18 protein-coding genes are annotated in these 18,104 nt (G+C 60.9%); 8 read left to right on the forward strand and 10 right to left on the reverse strand.

Features of this window, described 5'->3' with window-relative positions; translation table 11 throughout:
• Position 1: 1 nt before the first annotated feature.
• From JJE47_10300 to JJE47_10310, 3 genes are read right to left on the reverse strand one after another with little or no spacing between them, the layout of a single operon-like run.
• Complete coding sequence (locus JJE47_10300) at positions 2–1,042, reverse strand: carbon-nitrogen hydrolase family protein (protein MBK5267813.1); 1,041 nt, start codon at positions 1,040–1,042, stop codon at positions 2–4.
• The gene (locus JJE47_10305; GenBank protein ID MBK5267814.1) at positions 1,035–3,248 is read right to left on the reverse strand and encodes a xanthine dehydrogenase family protein molybdopterin-binding subunit; all 2,214 of its coding nucleotides are present in this window, start codon (positions 3,246–3,248) and stop codon (positions 1,035–1,037) included. The genes JJE47_10300 and JJE47_10305 overlap by 8 nt, the downstream gene beginning before the upstream one ends.
• 17 nt (positions 3,249–3,265) lie before the next feature.
• Complete coding sequence (locus JJE47_10310) at positions 3,266–3,640, reverse strand: cupin domain-containing protein (GenBank protein ID MBK5267815.1); 375 nt, start codon at positions 3,638–3,640, stop codon at positions 3,266–3,268.
• Positions 3,641–3,717: 77 nt separating this feature from the next.
• On the opposite strand from JJE47_10310, the gene JJE47_10315 reads away from it, so the two are divergent.
• Entirely contained in the window at positions 3,718–4,704 is a 987-nt protein-coding gene (locus JJE47_10315) for an amidohydrolase (GenBank protein MBK5267816.1), read from the forward strand.
• A gap of 33 nt (positions 4,705–4,737) precedes the next feature.
• Here JJE47_10315 and lhgO read toward each other — a convergent pair whose 3' ends face one another.
• On the reverse strand, positions 4,738–5,925 hold the full coding sequence (gene lhgO / locus JJE47_10320; GenBank protein ID MBK5267817.1) for an L-2-hydroxyglutarate oxidase: 1,188 nt from the start codon (positions 5,923–5,925) through the stop codon (positions 4,738–4,740).
• 124 nt (positions 5,926–6,049) lie between these two features.
• Here lhgO and JJE47_10325 point away from each other — a divergent pair, with 124 nt between their 5' ends.
• The 6 genes from JJE47_10325 to JJE47_10350 all read left to right on the forward strand — a co-directional run bounded on the left by JJE47_10325 (position 6,050) and on the right by JJE47_10350 (position 12,170).
• Positions 6,050–7,261, forward strand: a complete 1,212-nt coding sequence (locus tag JJE47_10325; GenBank protein ID MBK5267818.1) for an aminopeptidase P family protein — start codon at positions 6,050–6,052, stop codon at positions 7,259–7,261.
• A gap of 88 nt (positions 7,262–7,349) precedes the next feature.
• Positions 7,350–8,342, forward strand: coding sequence for a thiamine pyrophosphate-dependent dehydrogenase E1 component subunit alpha (locus JJE47_10330; GenBank protein MBK5267819.1), 993 nt, complete (start codon positions 7,350–7,352; stop codon positions 8,340–8,342).
• Complete coding sequence (locus tag JJE47_10335) at positions 8,330–9,304, forward strand: alpha-ketoacid dehydrogenase subunit beta (GenBank protein ID MBK5267820.1); 975 nt, start codon at positions 8,330–8,332, stop codon at positions 9,302–9,304. The genes JJE47_10330 and JJE47_10335 overlap by 13 nt, the downstream gene beginning before the upstream one ends.
• Before the next feature lie 29 nt (positions 9,305–9,333).
• Positions 9,334–9,753: an OsmC family protein gene (locus tag JJE47_10340; GenBank protein MBK5267821.1), complete on the forward strand. Its 420-nt coding sequence runs from the start codon at positions 9,334–9,336 to the stop codon at positions 9,751–9,753.
• A 6-nt stretch (positions 9,754–9,759) separates the two neighbouring features.
• Entirely contained in the window at positions 9,760–10,680 is a 921-nt protein-coding gene (locus JJE47_10345) for a neutral zinc metallopeptidase (GenBank protein ID MBK5267822.1), read from the forward strand.
• 44 nt (positions 10,681–10,724) lie between these two features.
• Entirely contained in the window at positions 10,725–12,170 is a 1,446-nt protein-coding gene (locus JJE47_10350) for a S41 family peptidase (GenBank protein MBK5267823.1), read from the forward strand.
• A gap of 8 nt (positions 12,171–12,178) precedes the next feature.
• On the opposite strand, the gene msrA is transcribed toward JJE47_10350, so the two are convergent.
• Together msrA and JJE47_10360 are read right to left on the reverse strand one after the other, a co-directional pair.
• The gene (gene msrA / locus JJE47_10355) at positions 12,179–12,823 is read right to left on the reverse strand and encodes a peptide-methionine (S)-S-oxide reductase MsrA (protein MBK5267824.1); all 645 of its coding nucleotides are present in this window, start codon (positions 12,821–12,823) and stop codon (positions 12,179–12,181) included.
• 70 nt (positions 12,824–12,893) lie between these two features.
• Positions 12,894–13,841, reverse strand: a complete 948-nt coding sequence (locus JJE47_10360) for an alpha/beta hydrolase (protein MBK5267825.1) — start codon at positions 13,839–13,841, stop codon at positions 12,894–12,896.
• Positions 13,842–13,951: 110 nt separating this feature from the next.
• Between JJE47_10360 and JJE47_10365 the strand changes: the two genes are divergently transcribed.
• Positions 13,952–14,740, forward strand: coding sequence for a maleylpyruvate isomerase N-terminal domain-containing protein (locus tag JJE47_10365; GenBank protein ID MBK5267826.1), 789 nt, complete (start codon positions 13,952–13,954; stop codon positions 14,738–14,740).
• A gap of 3 nt (positions 14,741–14,743) precedes the next feature.
• On the opposite strand, the gene JJE47_10370 is transcribed toward JJE47_10365, so the two are convergent.
• From JJE47_10370 to JJE47_10385, 4 genes are all read right to left on the reverse strand, one after another.
• The gene (locus JJE47_10370) at positions 14,744–15,904 is read right to left on the reverse strand and encodes an aminotransferase class I/II-fold pyridoxal phosphate-dependent enzyme (protein ID MBK5267827.1); all 1,161 of its coding nucleotides are present in this window, start codon (positions 15,902–15,904) and stop codon (positions 14,744–14,746) included.
• 38 nt (positions 15,905–15,942) lie between these two features.
• On the reverse strand, positions 15,943–16,860 hold the full coding sequence (locus JJE47_10375; protein MBK5267828.1) for a hydroxymethylglutaryl-CoA lyase: 918 nt from the start codon (positions 16,858–16,860) through the stop codon (positions 15,943–15,945).
• Positions 16,861–16,984: 124 nt separating this feature from the next.
• Positions 16,985–17,464, reverse strand: coding sequence for a methylated-DNA--[protein]-cysteine S-methyltransferase (locus tag JJE47_10380; protein ID MBK5267829.1), 480 nt, complete (start codon positions 17,462–17,464; stop codon positions 16,985–16,987).
• Between the two features lie 46 nt (positions 17,465–17,510).
• The gene (locus JJE47_10385) at positions 17,511–17,996 is read right to left on the reverse strand and encodes a septum formation family protein (GenBank protein ID MBK5267830.1); all 486 of its coding nucleotides are present in this window, start codon (positions 17,994–17,996) and stop codon (positions 17,511–17,513) included.
• Between the last annotated feature and the right edge of the window lie 108 nt (positions 17,997–18,104).

Here is an 18,104-nt window from a genome sequence, read left to right on the forward strand (position 1 = left end):
GCTACTCCTCTTCTTCTTGCGGTGTGTCCAACGCAAGTAATTCTCCGTAATCGATGGATGCCCGCTCCAATTGCTCACTGGTCGCTTCAAGAAGCAACGGGGCCGGTGCCCGATTGACCAGAAGACGAAACACATCAGGCCGGTTGTAATGACCGGCCAGGTCGTGGCGGAGTTTCATCGTGATTCCCGCATCCAGGTCCATGTCTGCATAGAGAATCAACTCCTCGTTGCCGATTGCCGGGCCGGCCACCACGGTCGTATTCGGGGCAACAATGCACGAGCCGCCGCCAATGTCGTCTCGCATCAAAAACTCTCGATCCTCATCACGCAAGGGAACCATGTCCCGGATGCGATCATTCACGACGGCCGATGCGCTGATGACCCACGCCTTGGACATCTGGGCGAAAGCCCGCGCCGCGGTTAGGGAAATATCCGGCATGGGCAGCGCCGGCTTGGGGAAATGATTCGGCCAGGCCATCACATGAATACGGGTGGCGTCAGACGTAAGAGCAAAAATAGCCAGCGGGTTGGAGTTCTCACCACACATGAGACCGGAGACCGGACCAAACGGACTATCGAACACCCCGAAGGTCTCGGGGCCACCAGGCGCGTGCACCAAACGCTCTCCGACAGTCGGGACCAGCTTCTGGTGCTTTCCGACATACCCGGTTGTCGGGCTGATGAACACCTGGGTGTTGTACATGGTCCCGAACGTCCCTGGCCGCTTCTCACAAACTCCCATGACAACATACGTACCCGCACGGGCGGCCGCCTCCGCAAGTACCTGGATCTCCGGTCCGGGTACTTCAAGCGAGTTCTTGAACAGTTCCGTTGAGAGTTTGGTAGCGGGCCGGTCGGTGCCCGAGTGAAAATGAAACCAGATCGGATGAGCAGGGATGAACCCCTCCGGGAATCCGACGATCTGAGCGCCGCCGGCCCCGGCCTCTTCGATGAGGGAAACCGCTTTTTCCAGCGTGGCCCGTTTATCCAAAAACACCGGAGCGGCTTGGACCGCCGCCCCCCGCACGATTTGATCAGACACTGGCTCTGGCATCCTGAATTGCCTGCCACACTTTTTGAGGCCGGAGAGGAAGTTGGAGGTCGGTAACCCCCAGCGGGGCGAGTGCGTCGAGCGCCGCGTTGAGGATGGCCGGGGGAAGGCCGATACAGCCTGCCTCCCCGGAGCCCTTCACACCAAGCGGATTCGAGGGGGCGGGGTGTTCCAGGCGATCGGACCGAATGGCAGGCAGCGATGTCGAGTCCGGGATGAGGTAGGCGAGCAACGACGTCGTGAGCGGCTGGCCCTCTTCGTCATACAGCACCTCTTCCCAGAGCGCCTGACCGAGTCCTTGAGCCATCGACCCGTGCAGTTGGCCCTGGACGATCATCGGATTGAGCACCCGTCCACAATCGTCAACGGCGACAATATCGAGCACCCGCACCTCGCCTGTTTCGGGAAGCACTTCAACCACCGCCGCATGTACCCCATACGGGAAGGTCTGGGATCCTGGCTGGAACTTCTCATCGCTTTCCAAAGGCTCATCCCTCGCCAGGTCCCAGAGTGACACCTCACTATCAGGCGAGCCTGCCACCGAGAAGACGCCCTGGTCATATCGCAGATCATGCGGAGAAGCTTCCAGGTGTTTGGCGGCGCGCTCTCTAGCCAGCTCCAACACTTTCAGGGCCATCCGATGTACGCCACTGGCACCGATCTGGGCTGACCGAGACGCAAAGGTTCCCATCCCGGACGGCACCTCGTCGGTGTCACCGGCAATGACCCGGATCTCCTCGATACCGAAGACGTCGCGAGCCACCTGTGACCAGACGGTCTTGTGTCCTTGCCCCCCACCGTCGGTGGAACCGGTTCGAATCACGACCTCTTCGGATATCGGATCAACCTCGACGGCTGCATACTCCCATGATTCAACCGCTCCGCCCGCTCGCTCGACGAAGGCTCCAAAACCCATACCGAGGAGGGCGTCGCCGGTTGCCAGGCGCTGCTGCTGCTGATCGCGTATTGCGTCCATGTCAAACATCGACCTGGCCAATTCGATGGCGGCCACATAGTCGCCCGAGTCGTAGATGGCGCCGGCCGCAGTCGTATACGGAAACTCCCGAACGGCATTCCGGATCCGCACCTCGATCGGATCGAGTCCGGCCGCCTTCGCAAATGCATCGATGCCGCGCTCAATGGTCAGAGCCGCCTCCGGCCTCCCGGCACCCCGGTATGGGGCGGTCGGCGCCATGTTCGTTACAACGGTTCGAGCATGGATCTCAACCCGCGGGATGTCGTACATGCCGGTGGCCACCAGACGCCCGAACGTTGGAACCGCCGAGCCGTCGTGCGGGTATGCTCCGGTCTCAGCCCATAATTCGAACATCGCCCTGGTGAGGCGCCCGTCGGCAGTCCCTTCCAGAGTGACGACATGACGCTGGGCACGGCCGTGGGTGCCACCGGTGAACTGATCCGGTCGCCGCTGAATCCAAGCCACCGGTCGACTCAGGCGCATGGCAGCAGCCACCACCACGAGATACTCGGGGAACATCGAGCCCTTCATGCCAAAGGCACCGCCCACATCGGGCACTGTGACTCGCACCCGCTCGATCCCCATGAACGTGGAGATCTGGCCCTTGAGTTTGTGAGGTGCTTGGTGGCTGCACCACACATGCACGCCCCCGTCTTCCGGAGCCGCCAGGATCGCCTGGGTCTCCATCGATACCGGTGCCAACCGCTGGTGATTCACCTCGACGGTCACCGAAATCTCCGCGGGAGGAGCAGGAAGTCCACCTTCGATGAACACTTCCTCGACGAGGTTGGAATCAGTTCCTTCAAACAGGATCGCCCGGTTCTCGCCTGGCACGAGCTCGACGGGGAGTTCATCGACCTCAACCCAGGCCAGGTCGGCTGCGTCGGCGGCCTGGCGAGCCGACTCGGCAACAACCACCGCCACCGGGTCGCCAACATATCGAACCCTGGTCCTGGCCAATGGTGGGCGCGTCATGGGTTCGGCAGCGGGACCGCGGCCGGTGACTCCGGGAATGTCGTTGAGGTCGAGATCTTCGGCGGTGAACACGGCCACCACCCCGGGCGACGAGCGAACCTCATCGAGGTCGATTTCCTTGATGACCCCATGGGCGCTCGGGCTGCGGACAAACGCGCAGAACAGAGCGTCGGCAGGCACGAGATCGGACACGTACGTTCCGTTCCCGGTGATGAGGCGCTCGTCTTCGATTCTACGTGAACTCACGTAGTGGGCTCCCATGTTCATATGTCATCCGGGACGACCCAGACGGTTTCGACCGGAGCCGGCACCCATAGTTCGTAGAACCCGAACGGTTCGTCTCCGACCGCCTCAAACCAGTGAACCTCACCATCGCCGGCCGTACAAACATCCCCCGTGGCAAGCTCGTGTTGCTCGTCGTCCAAATGGAGAATTCCCCGACCCTCGGCTATGAACCAAACGTGTCGGGCCCCGACGTGATAGTGGGCGGCGGCGGTATCTCCTGGTTGATAGAGGATGTAGTCGGCCCGCAAGTCGGTGAAACCGAACATCTCCTCGGTAACCAGATCGATCCGTTTTCGACCATCTCGAGTGGAATCGTGGGTGGGAAGCGCAGAAGCTTTGATAACTGACGGCATACTCTCGAAGCTACACGGACGAAGATGTTCCTGCAATCGATTGCGGGCGCTTTGTTCGACCGGGTACAGTCGTATCCATGATCATTGACGTACATGCCCATTGCATTCCTTCCGAGTTTCGTTCCTGGCTGGAGACGGCCGACCCGTCAACCGGCATCAAGCTGGTTCAAGCCGAACGTGGCACATCCGTCGAGATGGCGGGGCGAGCGGTCTCCCAGCCACTCCGCCCCGACTTGACCGACCTCGATGCCCGACTGGCCGCCATGGATCGGCAAGGAGTTGACGTACAGGTACTGGCGGGATGGATCGACCTCACCGCCTATGAGCTGCCAACCGACCAGGCGGTCGCCTACTCCCGCATCCACAACGAGGCTCTGGCCGGAGAAGCCGCCAGGGCACCGGAACGGTTCCGGACCATCGGAACGATGCCGCTCCAGAACACCGACGCGTCCGTTGATGCGCTCAACTACGCCATGGATGAGTTGGGCATGGCAGGCGTGGAGCTGGCCACCACCGTGGACGGGGCCTACATAGACCGCTTAGATCTCGACCCGTTCTGGGCCGCGGCCGAGGAAAAGGAAGCTTTCGTTCTGCTGCACCCGATGACTCCGCTCACCGGAGTCGACATGAGCAAATACTTCATGGAGAACATGGTCGCCCGACCTGCCGAGTCCACGATTGCCATGGCCGGCCTCATCTTCTCGGGCGTATTCGAACGATTCCCTGACCTCAAGTTCTGCGTGGTTCATGGCGGCGGGTTCATGCCATACCAGATCGGCCGCCTCGACAAAGGTTATGAGATGAAGCCCGGCCTGACCGCCAAGAACATCTCCAAGCCGCCCCGTGCGTACCTTAAGCAGATGTATCTCGACACCGTTGTCCACGACGCCGGGGCGTTGCGGTACCTGGTCGAGGTCATGGGCGCCGACCACATCCTGCTGGGAACCGATTACCCGTTCGAGATGGGCGACGACGACCCGGTGGCCTTCATCAAATCAGCCGGACTGACTGCCGAGCAGGAAGCGATGATTCTCAGCGGCAACGCCGAGAGGCTCTTCAGCTAGCTCGGCCCACCCTCGCCGATGCAAGGCCAACTCCTAGAGCAGTCCTTGCATCAGGTTGGCGATGTGGTCGCCAATGGCGAGAGAGCTGGTGGCAGCCGGGCTGGGGGCGTTGAGCACATGGATGGCGTTGTCCGTTTTGATCATCGAGAAGTCGTCCTGGAGGCTGCCATCTGGCATGACGATCTGGGCTCGCACGCCGGCGCCTCCGGGTTCGAGATGTTCGCCGCGGATCTCCGGAACGAGTTTCGTAGCCGTTTTTGCATAGGTCGAACTGCGAGCTGAGCGCCACACCTCCATCGCCCCGGTCTTCCAATACTTGGCGGCGAGCTTCATAAATCCGCCATAGGCAAACGTGCGAGCCAACTCACCGAATTCGGGGCGAACTCCCCGGTAGTGCTCACGTCCCATCGCCAGGACGGCGTTGGGACCGACCTCGACCCGACCGTCGACCCGTCGGGTGAAGTGGACCCCCAACCAGGGGAACCGGGGGTCGGGGACCGGATAGATGAGGCCATTGATGAGCGACGAGGCGGCCTCAGTCAATTGGTAATACTCACCGCGGAAGGGCACTACCCGCCCGGGCGTCTCCAGTCCTGACATGGCGGCCACCCGATCGGCGTGCAACCCGGCGCAGGCGATCATCGCCCGTGCCCCGATCGTGCCTCCGGGAGTGTCAATCTCAACCCCGCTCGTACCGGATCGGATCCTCTCGACGGGTTGACCCAGCTTGATGTCCCCCGACAATTTCTCAGCCAGACGAACTGCCACCGCTTGATAATCGGCGACGCCGGACTCGGGTACGTGAAGGGCAGCGACACCACCGCAGTGGGGTTCGTACTCCTTGATCTCGTCGGCATCAATCCGGCGTAGTCCCCGGAGGCCGTTGGCGGTCCCACGAGCCAACAATTCTTCCATGGCCGGGATCTGGCTTGGGTCGGTGGCAACAACCAGCTTGCCAGAGCGCTTGAATGGCAGGCCCTCGGTCTCGCAGAACTCGACCATGGCTCGCTGGCCCCGCACACACAGATCAGCTTTGAGCGATCCTGGCTTGTAGTACAACCCCGAGTGCAAGACCCCGCTGTTGTGACCGGTCTGGTGGAACCCGATGGTCGGTTCCTTGTCAATCACGACAACCGAGGCACCTGGAAAACGTTTGGTGACGGCGCTCGCCGACGCCAGGCCTACTATCCCCGCCCCAATTACCGCTACGTCATACTTCACTTACTACCACCCGGCCGACTCATACCCTCTCCAGATTCGCTAACCTTATGCAAACGATTGCATCCTACCTGGAGAAACACTCATGGGAGACTTCCCGGTCGCAACAACCCCCGCCCCCGGAACCATGTCGGTCGACTGGGAAGAGCGCGTCAACTGGGAACGGCTTCGTTCCTATCGATTGGCCCGCGTCCGCGAGCAACTCGACGCTCACAACCTCGGCGCTCTATTGCTGTTCGAGACGTCGAATATCCGCTACACCACCAGCACGACCATCGGCTATTGGGCGTTCAACAAGGGCGAGCGGTGGGCTCTGGTCACCCGCGAAGGTCAGCCAAAGATCTGGGACTTTGGATCGGCGGCCAAGGCTCACCGACTTCAGTTGCCGTCCCTCTATGACAAAACTAATTCTCTGGCTGGAAACACCGGCCTTCAGGGAGCTATCGGCCCCAACAGCGGCCTCCATGAACGGGCCGCCGAGGAGATCGCCGCCGCCCTTCGGGAAGCCGGAGTAGAAGGCGAACCACTCGGTGTCGACATGGCAGAAACCGGCGTATTCATGGCATTGCAGGCGGAAGGTCTCAACGTTACCGACGGCCAGCAGGCCATGATGATGGCCAGGGAGATCAAGAACCAGGACGAGATCATGCTGCTCACGCAAGCATGCGCGATGGTCGACGGCGTCTACCAGGACATCTTCGAGTTCCTCAAACCCGGGGTCCGGGAATCCGACGTCGTCGCCCTCGCTCACGGCCGCCTATTCGAGATGGGATCAGAGTTCGTCGAAGCCATTAACTCGATCGCCGGCGAACGATGCAGCCCGCATCCGCATGTTTTCTCGGATCGGCTCATCCGTCCAGGCGACCAGGCGTACTTCGACATCATCCACGTCTACAACGGCTACCGGACGTGTTATTACCGGACGTTCGCAGTTGGTCGCGCCAGCCAGGCCCATCGAGACGCCTTCAAGCAGTCGCGCGAATGGATGGACGCGGCGATCGATCAGGTCCAGGTAGGTAAAACCACCGCCGACATTGCCAGGGTCTGGCCGGAAGCCACCGAGTTCGGTTTCGAGGACGAGATGGACGCCTTTGGCCTTCAGTTCGGACACGGCGTCGGGGTGGGATTGCATGAGCGCCCCATCGTGAGTCGCCTGAACTCGCTCGACGACCCGGTCGAAATCAAAGAAGGCATGGTCTTCGCTCTGGAAACCTATGCTCCGGCCAAGGACGGACGATCGGCGGCCCGGATCGAAGAAGAAATCGTCGTAACGGCCGACGGTCCGCGCATCATTACGCTGTTCCCATGCGAAGAGCTCATGGTCGCCAATGAGTACTAGGCCCTTCAACGACTCGGCCGCCGACGACCCGACGCTGCTCGATTACGCGACGCGTCCGGCGCGCCCACCCATGCCCACCGATCCAGCCATGGATGAAGCTGACATCCCGGCCGACGTACGCTTGGAGTTGTACGAACGCCAGCACGTTCTCCGCCAGTTCGAGAAGCGGGCCTATGACTTGTTCATGCAGAACCTGGTCAAGGGCACGAGCCATCTTTCGCTTGGTATGGAAGCCATTTCGGCTGGATTCGGTCAAGCCATGCAACCAGACGACTACGTATTCGCCACCTATCGGGGCCACGCACACACCCTCTCGAAAGGCGCACCGCTCGGTCCAGTGATGGCTGAGCTACTCGGCCGCGAGAACGGCATCTTGCAGGGCAAGGGTGGATCGATGCACCTGACCTCGGTGGAGCACAACATGATGGGCAGCTACGCCATCATTGGTGCGCACCTGTGCATCGCCAATGGAACAGCATGGTCGGCCCAGATTCGGGGAACCGACCAGGTCACGGTCGCCTTCTTCGGTGACGGCGCCACCAACATCGGGGCATTCCATGAAGCGCTCAACTTCGCGGTGATCTGGAATTTGCCGATCGTGTTCGTGTGCGAGAACAACCTGTACATGGAGTACACCCCGTCCGACTTGATCACGGCCGTCGATCATCCGGCCGCCGACCGGGCTTCGGCCTACGGGCTGGAGCGAATCGTGGTGGACGGCAACGATGCCGACGCGGTCTATCTCGCTGCGCAGGACGCGCTGTCGAAAGCCCGCCGGGGAGCGGGCCCTTCCCTGGTCGAGGCCGTGACCTATCGGCACGGTGGTCACAGCCGGGCCGACCCGGGAAAGTACCGGCCGGCCGAGGAAGTTGAGGCATGGCTCGACCATGACCCGATTCCCATCTATCACCAACGTCTCCTACGACTCGGAGTCTCCGAAGGCGACCTGGCCACGATCCAGCAGTCAGTGGCGGGGCGGGTGGACGAAGCCACCGAATTCGCCAAGGCAGGAGGCGCTCCGGCGCCGGAGTCGGCAATGACCGACCTTTGGGCAAACGGAGGATCAGCATGGCGGAACTGAGTTATCGGGAGGCAGTGGCCCGAGGGATCGCCCAGGAGATGCGGCGTGACCCGATGCTCGTGATGCTGGGTGAAGACATCGCCGGAGCAGGCGGTGTCTTCAAGACGACCGTTGGCCTACTCGACGAATTCGGGCCGAGCCGGATTCGTGATACCCCCATCTCCGAACAGGCCATTCTTGGCGCGGCCATGGGTGCGGCGATGACCGGGATCCCGGTCATCGCCGAAATCATGTTCTCCGATTTCATCGCTGTGTGCTTCGACATCCTTGCCAATGAGATGGCGAAGAGCCGGTACATGACCGGCGGGCAAATGACCGTACCAGTCGTCGTCCGCACCCATAACGGGGGCGGGTCTCGCTTCGGGGCCCAGCACAGTCAAAGCGTCGAGAACTGGTGCATGATGATCCCCGGCCTCAAGGTCGTGGCCCCATCGAATCCCGGCGACGTGGTCGGGCTCCTGGCCGCGGCGATCCGTGATCCCGACCCGGTGGTGTTCTTTGAACACAAGTCGCTGTTGGCCACCAAAGCCGAAGTTCCCGACGGCGAGATCATCGACACGCTCGGAACCGCCAAGGTCCTGCGCGAGGGTACGGACTGCACCATCGCCGCATTGGCACTCATGGTGCCAAGGGCGATGGAGGCCGCCGAACGTTTGGCCGCCGAAGGCATCTCGGCCGAAGTCATCGATCTACGATCGCTGGTTCCGCTCGACACCCAGACGATCCTCGGCTCAGTCGAGAAGACCGGACGTCTGTACACCGTCGAAGAGAACCCCCGCTTATGTGGCTGGGGCGCCGAAATCGCCTCACTGGTGGGTGAGGAAGCCTTTTGGAATCTTGATGGGCCTGTCATCAGAATCTCGACGCCGCATATTCCGTTGCCGTCGGCGGAGAACCTCGAAGACCTGACCATCCCTTCGGTCGATCGGATCTATGAGACGATCAAACGAACCATGGACTGAGAATACCCCTCAGCGGGTAAAGTCTCACCATGAGCTCAACAACCAGTCGGCCAATCGGCGGCGGACGCACCCAGATCACCGACGGTAAAACCGGAACGATCCTCCACACAGACGTTTCTCCCGAATTCGGGGGTGGTGGAAGTACGTTTTCGTCAACCGATCTGATCGGGGCCGGCCTCGGATCATGCATCAGCTCTTCGCTTGAGCCCCTGGCTGTCCGACATGGCATCCCCTTGGATGCCATCTCTATCACCGTCCACAAGGAGCTCGGCGTCGACCCGAAACGAATCGTCCGGCTGGCAGTAGATATCGAAGTGGCCACGACAAACGATCCAAAAATTGCGAAGCTGTTCGAGCGAGCCGCCCATTCATGTACGGTTCACCGCTCACTCCATCCCGATATCGAATCGCCGATACAGGTTCTGTTCATCGATCGACCGGCCAACTGAGGCGTCATGGTCAAATGGAAACCCACATCCGGCAGGTACGTCGAGAACCGGCGCGGCCGGCAAGCCACCAGAAGCAGCGGTTCGATGGGCTTTCCATCTGGCGGGTCTGGCGGCGGAGGCAGCCTCCCGATCGGCAAAATGGGTTTACCGATCCTCATTCTTATCGTGGTCCTCAGCGTCTGTATGGGCGGTGGACTCGGAACCGACAGTGCGACCGTGACCCCGACCGCCGCTCCCGACCAGTCCCAAACGGCGGCACCATCCAACTGCGCCCTCGATAACTCCGAGCTCGTCCAGTTCATGTGCGCCATCACCGACAATACCCAGGACATCTGGGCTCGCCGGTACGCGGCGGCTGGTGCGACCTACCAACCAACCAAGCTGGTCATTTTCGACGGTTACACGAATTCGGGTTGCGGTGGTGCTGACGCCCGGGTCGGACCGCACTACTGCCCACTCGACCAGACCATGTACCTGGATTTGGGTTTCTTCCAGACCCTTGGCAACGAATTCGGGGCGCCAGGAGACTTCGCTCAGGCTTATGTGATCGCCCACGAAGTTGGCCACCATATCCAGACACTTGAGGGCATCAACGACGATGTGCGCACCGCCCAGCAAAACGATCCCGCCAACGCCAACCAACTCTCAATCGCCATGGAACTTCAGGCGGACTGTTTCGCCGGTATCTGGGCCCATGACGCCAATCAACTGACCGACGACGTTGGTGCCGTCGAACTCGAAATCGGCGATCTCGAGGAGGGCATCGCAGCGGCCGAAGCGGTAGGTGACGATCGAGTCCAACAGGCTTCGACAGGTCGCATCGACCCCGAGTCATGGACCCACGGCTCGTCCCAGCAACGGGTCGACTGGTTCCTGACGGGCTACAACTCGGGCGACCTTAACCTCTGCGACACCTTCAGCGGTTAGCCGATAACACCAGATAGTCCCCAACTTCAGGTTGAATAGTCTTTATGAACCGTTTGACCTCCCTGTTCGTGCTCCTGGCCATTCTGGCCGCGGCCTGTGTTGGCGCCGAGACGGCGCAAACCAGTGTGACAACCACCGCCGTGACCACCACCTCGCCGTCCATCGCCCCGACCACGCCGTCGACTGCCGCGACCGAAACGGCCGCCCCCGACAATCTTGTTCTTACCGACTGCGACCACGAAACCGACCAGTTCAAGATGTTCTGCGAAGCGTATGACATCTTGACCACCAGCTTTGTGGACCCACTGGCCCCGGCTGACCTCGCCGCCGGGGCCATCGAAGGAATGCAGGAGTATGGTGGAGAAGCCATCGGAACGGCTCCCCAGGAGGTTCAGTGTGCGACGCCGACCGACGACTTCGCCGATTTCTGTACCGTATTTGCCGAAGAAGCCAACAACGACATCCCGGGCGACGCCCTGGTCGAGGCAGCTGTGCGGGGCCTCATGGATTTCGCCCTCGACGATCCGAACTCCACCTATCTTCCCCCTGAGGCATTTGAGGCTTTTCGCAGCTCCAATTCCGGTCAGATCGAGGGCATCGGCGCATTGGTCCAGGGAACCAACCTTGAGCCCGTCGATGACACCGACATCATCTGCAATGATCTGAGTCCGACCTGCAAGCTTGAAATCGTCACTCCGCTCGAAGGTAGTCCGGCCGAAGCGGCCGGCATCCTGCCGGGCGACTACATCGTTGCAGTAAACGGCGAATCAGTAGAGGGTCAATCGGTTGATGCTGTGGTTCTTCAGGTCCGCGGACCCGCCGGATCCGAGGTTCTTCTCGGTGTCGAGCGGGATGGCGAAGTCCAGGACATCACCATCGAGCGGGCACCGATCGTCGTACCGATTGTCGAGGCGGACATGCTGAGCGACACCATCGGTTACCTGAGCCTGGCCCAGTTCACGGCAACCAGTCCCGAGCTAATCCACGATGGGCTCGTCAAGCTTCTCGATGCGGGGGCCGAGAACATTATCTTCGACCTTCAGTACAACCCGGGTGGATTGCTCGACGCCTCCGTGGAAATCGCCTCCGAGTTCATCGGAGACGGCCTAATCTTGTCCACCGAAGCACCCGGCGAAACCATCGAGTTTTTGGCTCTTCCGGGCGGGGTCGCGACGGATGAATCGGTGAAAGTCTATGTGCTCATCAACCGTGGCAGCGCCTCTGCTTCCGAGGTCGTCGCCGGTGCCCTTCAAGACACCGGCCGGGCGACCATCATCGGGGAGAACAGCTTCGGCAAGAACACCGTGCAGCGCCAGTTTCTTCTCAGCAATGGCGGAGCGCTCAAGGTGACCATCGCCCGTTGGGTAACTCCCGATGGGAACAATTACGGTATAACGGGACTTACCCCCGACGTGCCAGTCGAGTTGTCAGACGACTTCGATCAGCAATTCCTGATCGACTACACGGTCGACTTGATCAACAACGGCTAGCCGCCGGGCTAGCTGGCCGCCAGCCCGGTCGGACACGAGACACCGGTGCCGCCGATGCCGCAGTATCCGTTCACATTCTTGGCGAGGTACTGCTGGTGGTAGTCCTCGGCGTAGAAAAACGGTCCGGCGATCTCGATATCCGTCGTGATTGCCCCGTACCCCGCCGCGGTCAGCTCGGCTTGATAGGCGTCCCGCGAGGCTTCAACCATCGCCAACTCACCGGCGTCCGCGACGTATACGGCCGACCGATACTGCGTCCCAACGTCGTTGCCTTGCCGCATCCCCTGGGTCGGATCGTGACCTTCCCAGAACGCTTTCAGGATCGACTCGAAGCTGATTTGACCGGGGTCGTAGGCAACCAGCACGACCTCAGTGTGTCCGGTCTGGCCGGTACACACCTCGCGGTAGGTCGGGTTGGGCGTGTAACCACCGGCGTATCCGACGGCTGTCGAATAGACCCCATCGAGCTTCCAGAAAATCCGTTCGGCACCCCAAAAGCAGCCCATCGCCACAACCACGGTTCTGATCCCATCCGGAAAAGGAGGCTCAAGACGGTGCCCGTTGACAAAATGCGCCAGCGGAACATCCACGGCTTCAGTACGCCCCGGCAAGGCTGTCTGCGGGTCGATCGTCGCTTTCGTTTTACCAAACATGTTGGAGGTCCTTTCCCGCTATCGGGCGGTTGGCTGCTCGTTCAAACACCAGCTCAGGCGCCGATGTTCCCTATCGAACGAGAATTCGATCTTCGACGCGACGGACGATTTCGTCAACAGCCTCCCAATTGAGCATGTGGCCACAGCCATCGAGCCAGACCAGTTCACCATGGAGGAGGTTGGCCGCGATCAGGCGCGCCTGGACGGGCGGGGTCGTTCGATCCTCGCTCCCGGTGATGACCGAAACCGGTAACTCGATCTCCGCGATCCGAGGTGAAAGGTCTTCGTCAACCATCATGTCGACCGCTGGAAATATCTGGGCATAGTCGGCGCTGCCCAGTTCAGCCTGAAGAGCCTCGACCAGGGACGGGGAAGCAGTTCCGAACGCATCGGTGAGCGCCACCCGTCCGTAAATGCGATTCGAAAGCACCGTGGCTGCCAGCGGATACTTCATGACCCTGGTCCGTGCTTTACCCAGAGGATCACGCCCCAGGGCACCGTACGTTGGCGACACCAGGACCGCGCCGCGCAGATGGCCCCGGGCGTGGTCCGCATGATCGATCAGGTATTGAAGTGCCAGAAACGAACCCATCGAGTGACCGACCAGTACCCCGTTGGAAACTTCGAAGTGGTCGATCAAGGCCCGATAATCGGCTGCCATCGGGGATGAACCAATACCATCGGTCCCGATGGTCGATTGGCCGTGGCCCCGCTGGTCGAACGTGATGACCCGGTGTCCGGTCGCCACGAGTCGTTCGGCAACCACGTTCCAGCTCATCGATGAAAGGGCGTAATCGTGTGCCAAAACAACGGTGGGACCGGTGCCCGCTTCAAAGGTGCGTAGTCGGGTGCCGTCGACCCGCTCCAGCCACCCGACCTCACCGGGTACCTGGTGGGACAGTTCTTCAGGCTGGTATGGATCAGGCTTCTTCTCGAGGGTGCGGGCCATGGACGTAACCGCCAAATGAGCTGCCCCGGCTGCGGCGGCAGCTCCCAAAATAATACGTGAGATCTTCATACCTGCATCCTCGCGCATTTCCCGGTCGATATCTGCAACCGGCAGTGCACTTTCCCTCAAGTTTCTATTGCTGGAGTCGAATAGTGAGTAACGGAGAACCAAGAGGACCTGTGAATCGGACGCCCGATCTGCCCGCCGAGGATGCACGTGTTGCAGTGCTCGCCCTTCAGCGCGCCAATCAGCACCTTCTTGATCAACTCGAGGGCCTAACGCACGAGTCGGTGCAAGCCCCTTCGCTACTCCCCAACTGGTCACGCGCCAACCTCATCACTCACCTGGCATACGTTGGCCGGGCCTTGGTGCGGATGACCGACGAAGCACTCGCCGAAGGTGCAACATCCACGTACTTGCGTGGTCCGGAGGAACGGGCCGAGTCGATCAAACGTGGCAACCATATGCCAACCGACCTCTTGCGAAAGGAGCTGATGGTCGCCGTTGAAGAACTCGACCGCATGTGGTCCGGTTTAAGCGAATTCGACTGGGAGACTCCCTTCATTCTCAATGGAACCCACGACGTCCGGCTGACCCGCCTGCTCATGTTGCGCTGGATGGAAGTTGAGGTACACACCTCCGACTTTGGTTTCGATGGCCCTGGTTTCGACGTGTCCGAATTGTTCATCGCCGCGGCTCTCCCACTTCGGATTGCCTGGCTCGTACAACACCACCGCAGCCGTGAGGACGCCGACCACAGCGTTCGGGGGGTCTGGCACTTGCGGGCGACGACATCGCACGAAGCATGGACGATCAAGACCGCCAACGCCACCACCGAGTGCGTGATCGAAGGTCCAGATCATGACCTACTGGGTTTCATCCTCGGCCGGGTACCCGTTGGCGACTTGGTCACAAGCGGGAACGTCGGGTTGGCCCACCGGTTTAAGCTGGCCTTCCCCGGCCCGTAGGTTTTACAGAACCAGTTTGGTCGGCGCCAGCGCATCCGCCACGCGCCCGAGGATGTTTTCGAGGACGGATGGATAGGTCCCGAAATTGAGGCGGGCGTGTCCGGCGCCGCCCGTTCCGAACTGAGTTCCCTCGCTGAGCGCCACCCGGGCTTTTGCGAGGAGGCGCTCGTGTGGTTCCACCGACCAGTTGTGGGTTCGGAAGTCGAGCCAGGCCAGGTAGGTTGCTTCGGGTGGTCGGAAGCCGACTCGACGATCATCCTGTACCCAGGCCGTCACGGTCTCCCGGTTTTTGGCAAGCAAGGTTCGGAGCTCGCCAAGCCAGGGACCACCGGACTCCCAGGCGGCCGAGCTGGCACGCAGCCCCGTGGCGGTCGGATGGCCGAGAAGCGAAGTAGGCAATGCATCGAACTTCTCTGCCAGTTCCGCAGTTCCAAAACACGTCATGGCGCAACCGACCCCGGCCAGATTGAACGCTTTGGATGGTGAGGTGATCAACACGGTCCGTTCCGAAATCGTCGGTCCGAGCGCAGCCACCGGGATATGGCGATATGGCTCATAGACCAGATCGGCATGAATCTCATCGCTCACAACAACCAAGTCGGCCGCCGCGGCCACCTCGGCGACGATCGCCAACTCCTGAGCCGAAAAAACTCTCCCTGTTGGGTTGTGGGGATTACAGAGCAACAGCAATCGACCTCCGCGGTCGACGGCTTCCTCCAAGGCGGCCTTGGTAATCCGGAATCCATCTTGTCTGCTCGTAAGTGGCGCCTCCACGATCAAGCGATTACTCGACTCGATCGCCCACCCGAACGGGTGGTAAACAGGCGTCGTGATGATCACGCCCTCGCCAGGCAGGGTAAATGCTTGGATCGCCGCAGCAACCCCTTGCATGACATCGAGAACTACCCGGCTATTGGGGGCAGAGGGTGCCCACCCGTGATGGTCTTGATACCACGACCGACCGGCCTCGATGAGGCGCTGGTAATAGTCGCGGTTCATGTAACCCCAATCGCCGCCGGCGAGAAAGGCCTGGACCTCTTCGACGATGACAGCCGCCGGAGGAAAATCCATATCCGCGACCCAGGCGGGAACGACGTCATCATCAAATCTGGTCCATTTCACGCCGACCCGACGACGGAGCTCAGCCACGGATGGTTCGATCATGGGAAAAGGGTAGCGGTCGGCCTTTCGGCGACAGCCAGCTAGGGGTAGGTGACCGGAAAGAGGCCTGCCCGGGGCAGGAGAGCCGGGATCTGTTTGCCGAGCGGACCTTCCAACCATCGGCTGGTACCCATGAGCTGTTCGAGATCGAGACCGGTCTCCAGACCCATACGACCGAACATGTAGCCAAGGTCCTCCGTTGCGATGTTGCCCGTTGCGTTTGGGGCAAACGGACACCCTCCGATTCCCCCAAGCGACGCGTCAAAGTGGGTCACTCCCACGGTATACGCCGCATACGCATTGGCATACCCCGTGTTGCGAGTGTTGTGAAAGTGGGCCCCGAGCGCCGTCGAGGCGGTATCGACGAACGGAGCGATGACGGAATACCGCTCCACCACGTCGGACGGGCCGGCCACCCCGATGGTGTCGCCCAGGTTCAGCCGCACCGGACGGGCAGGCATCACCGCTTTGACGACTTCAACCAGACGGCTGACCGGGACTTCCCCTTCAAACGGGCAGCCAAAGGCGGTCGCAACCGTTACCGAAGGAGCGACTCCGGCCTGCCCGCACGCATCAGCCAGGTCGAGGGCTATCTCGACACCGGCCAACGTGCCAACGCCCTGGTTCTTGTGAGAAAACGTGTCAGAGGCGACAACGACAATATTGACCTCATCAACCCTGGCTTCCAGGGCGCGGTCGAGTCCGCGCTGGTTCATGACGAGACCGATGTACCGGACCCCGTCGATCCGCGGGACCTCACGCATGAGGATGTCCGAGTCGGCCATGGCCGGGACCCTGGTCGGGCTGACGAAACTGGCAGCCTCAATAGCCGTGACCCCACCGTTGATCAACCCTTCGATTAAGGCCAACTTGTCGGCGGTCGATACCTTCGCGGCCTCGTTCTGTAGGCCGTCACGCGGCGAAACGTCGATGAGGTTCACCTGGCCTGATGCTGTCATGGTGTCATTTCCGATCGTTGTTCCGGAAGGCCGGGCGGGGACGTGTCTCAAATCGCATCATAGTTATCGCCCTGGAGCCTCCACGTTGGTAGACCTTCGGCTCACCCGGGATGGCATTCTCCGACTACACCAAGAGGGCTCCTTCATGACGCAGCAGCCAGAGCTTGCGGTCGAGACCTCCCCCGTATCCCGTAAGCGATCCATCTGCCCCCACAACGCGATGGCACGGGACGATGATCGAAATCGGGTTCTTGCCGTTCGCCCTGCCGACCGCCCGGCTCGCCTTACGATCGCCGAGACGATCTGCCAGGTCGCCGTAGGAGAGAGTCGTCCCGAATTCGATCTCCAACAAGCCTGCCCAGACTCTCAGCTGGAAGGCACTACCTACTGGCCGCATCGGCAGGTCGAACACCTGGCGATCCCCGACAAAGTACTCGTCCAGCTGGGCCATTACATGATGGAACGCTTCGGGCAATTCGCGGGTGTCTTCCGAAATCGGCGGACCATTGACATGATCCTCGAAGTACACGCCGGTCAAAAACCCGTGCTCACCCGCCAATCGCAATCGCCCAAGCGGCGATTCATAAACAGCAGTGTCCACCATGGGCTGACCTTACCTCTGGTGCTCCGTTGGAGGTCCGCCTTCGTTACTACTTAGCCCAGGATTGATTCATCGAAAGACCGTTCTCAAGGTAGAAGTAACAGAGATAGCCCCGGTCACCCGATGACCAGCCCTCCTCGGTCGGGATCAAGACATCGAGGAACAGTTCTTCCGGAATAGCCTCAAGATCGAGGTACGACTCGGACAGTACAAAGCACCGGTCCAACCCGATAGCAAACAGTACGTCCGAATAGGGCTGCTCGCCGATGAAATTAGCCCGGGCCACCATCTCAAACTGGTGCGGTTCTTCACACGGCAGCACGTCGGCCGCTCCGACTTCAAATATCTCCGCATTGGTGTCTTCAAAGAGGTTATAACACTGGCCAACCTGGAGCTCTTCGATGGCGGTGTAGTCCCCGGCTCCGGTCAGAGACCGGTAGGCCTGTGTAAAGATTCCCACCCCAAAGATGGCGATCAGGACGATCCCGATCCGTAGCCCGATCCCCAACCCACCAAAGGTCAATTTCCTGCCCATGGAAGGCCCCTGCCGGCCGGTACCAAACGGTTGGTGTGTCGGCGGCTCGGTATCAACCGTCGTTTCAAATCCGCCGAACACGCTATTCGTTGCGGGCCTTTGCTCGAA

The sequence above is a fragment of the Acidimicrobiia bacterium genome (genome assembly GCA_016650365.1).
In the GTDB taxonomy this organism is placed as follows: Bacteria; Actinomycetota; Acidimicrobiia; order Spongiisociales; family JAENVV01; genus JAENVV01.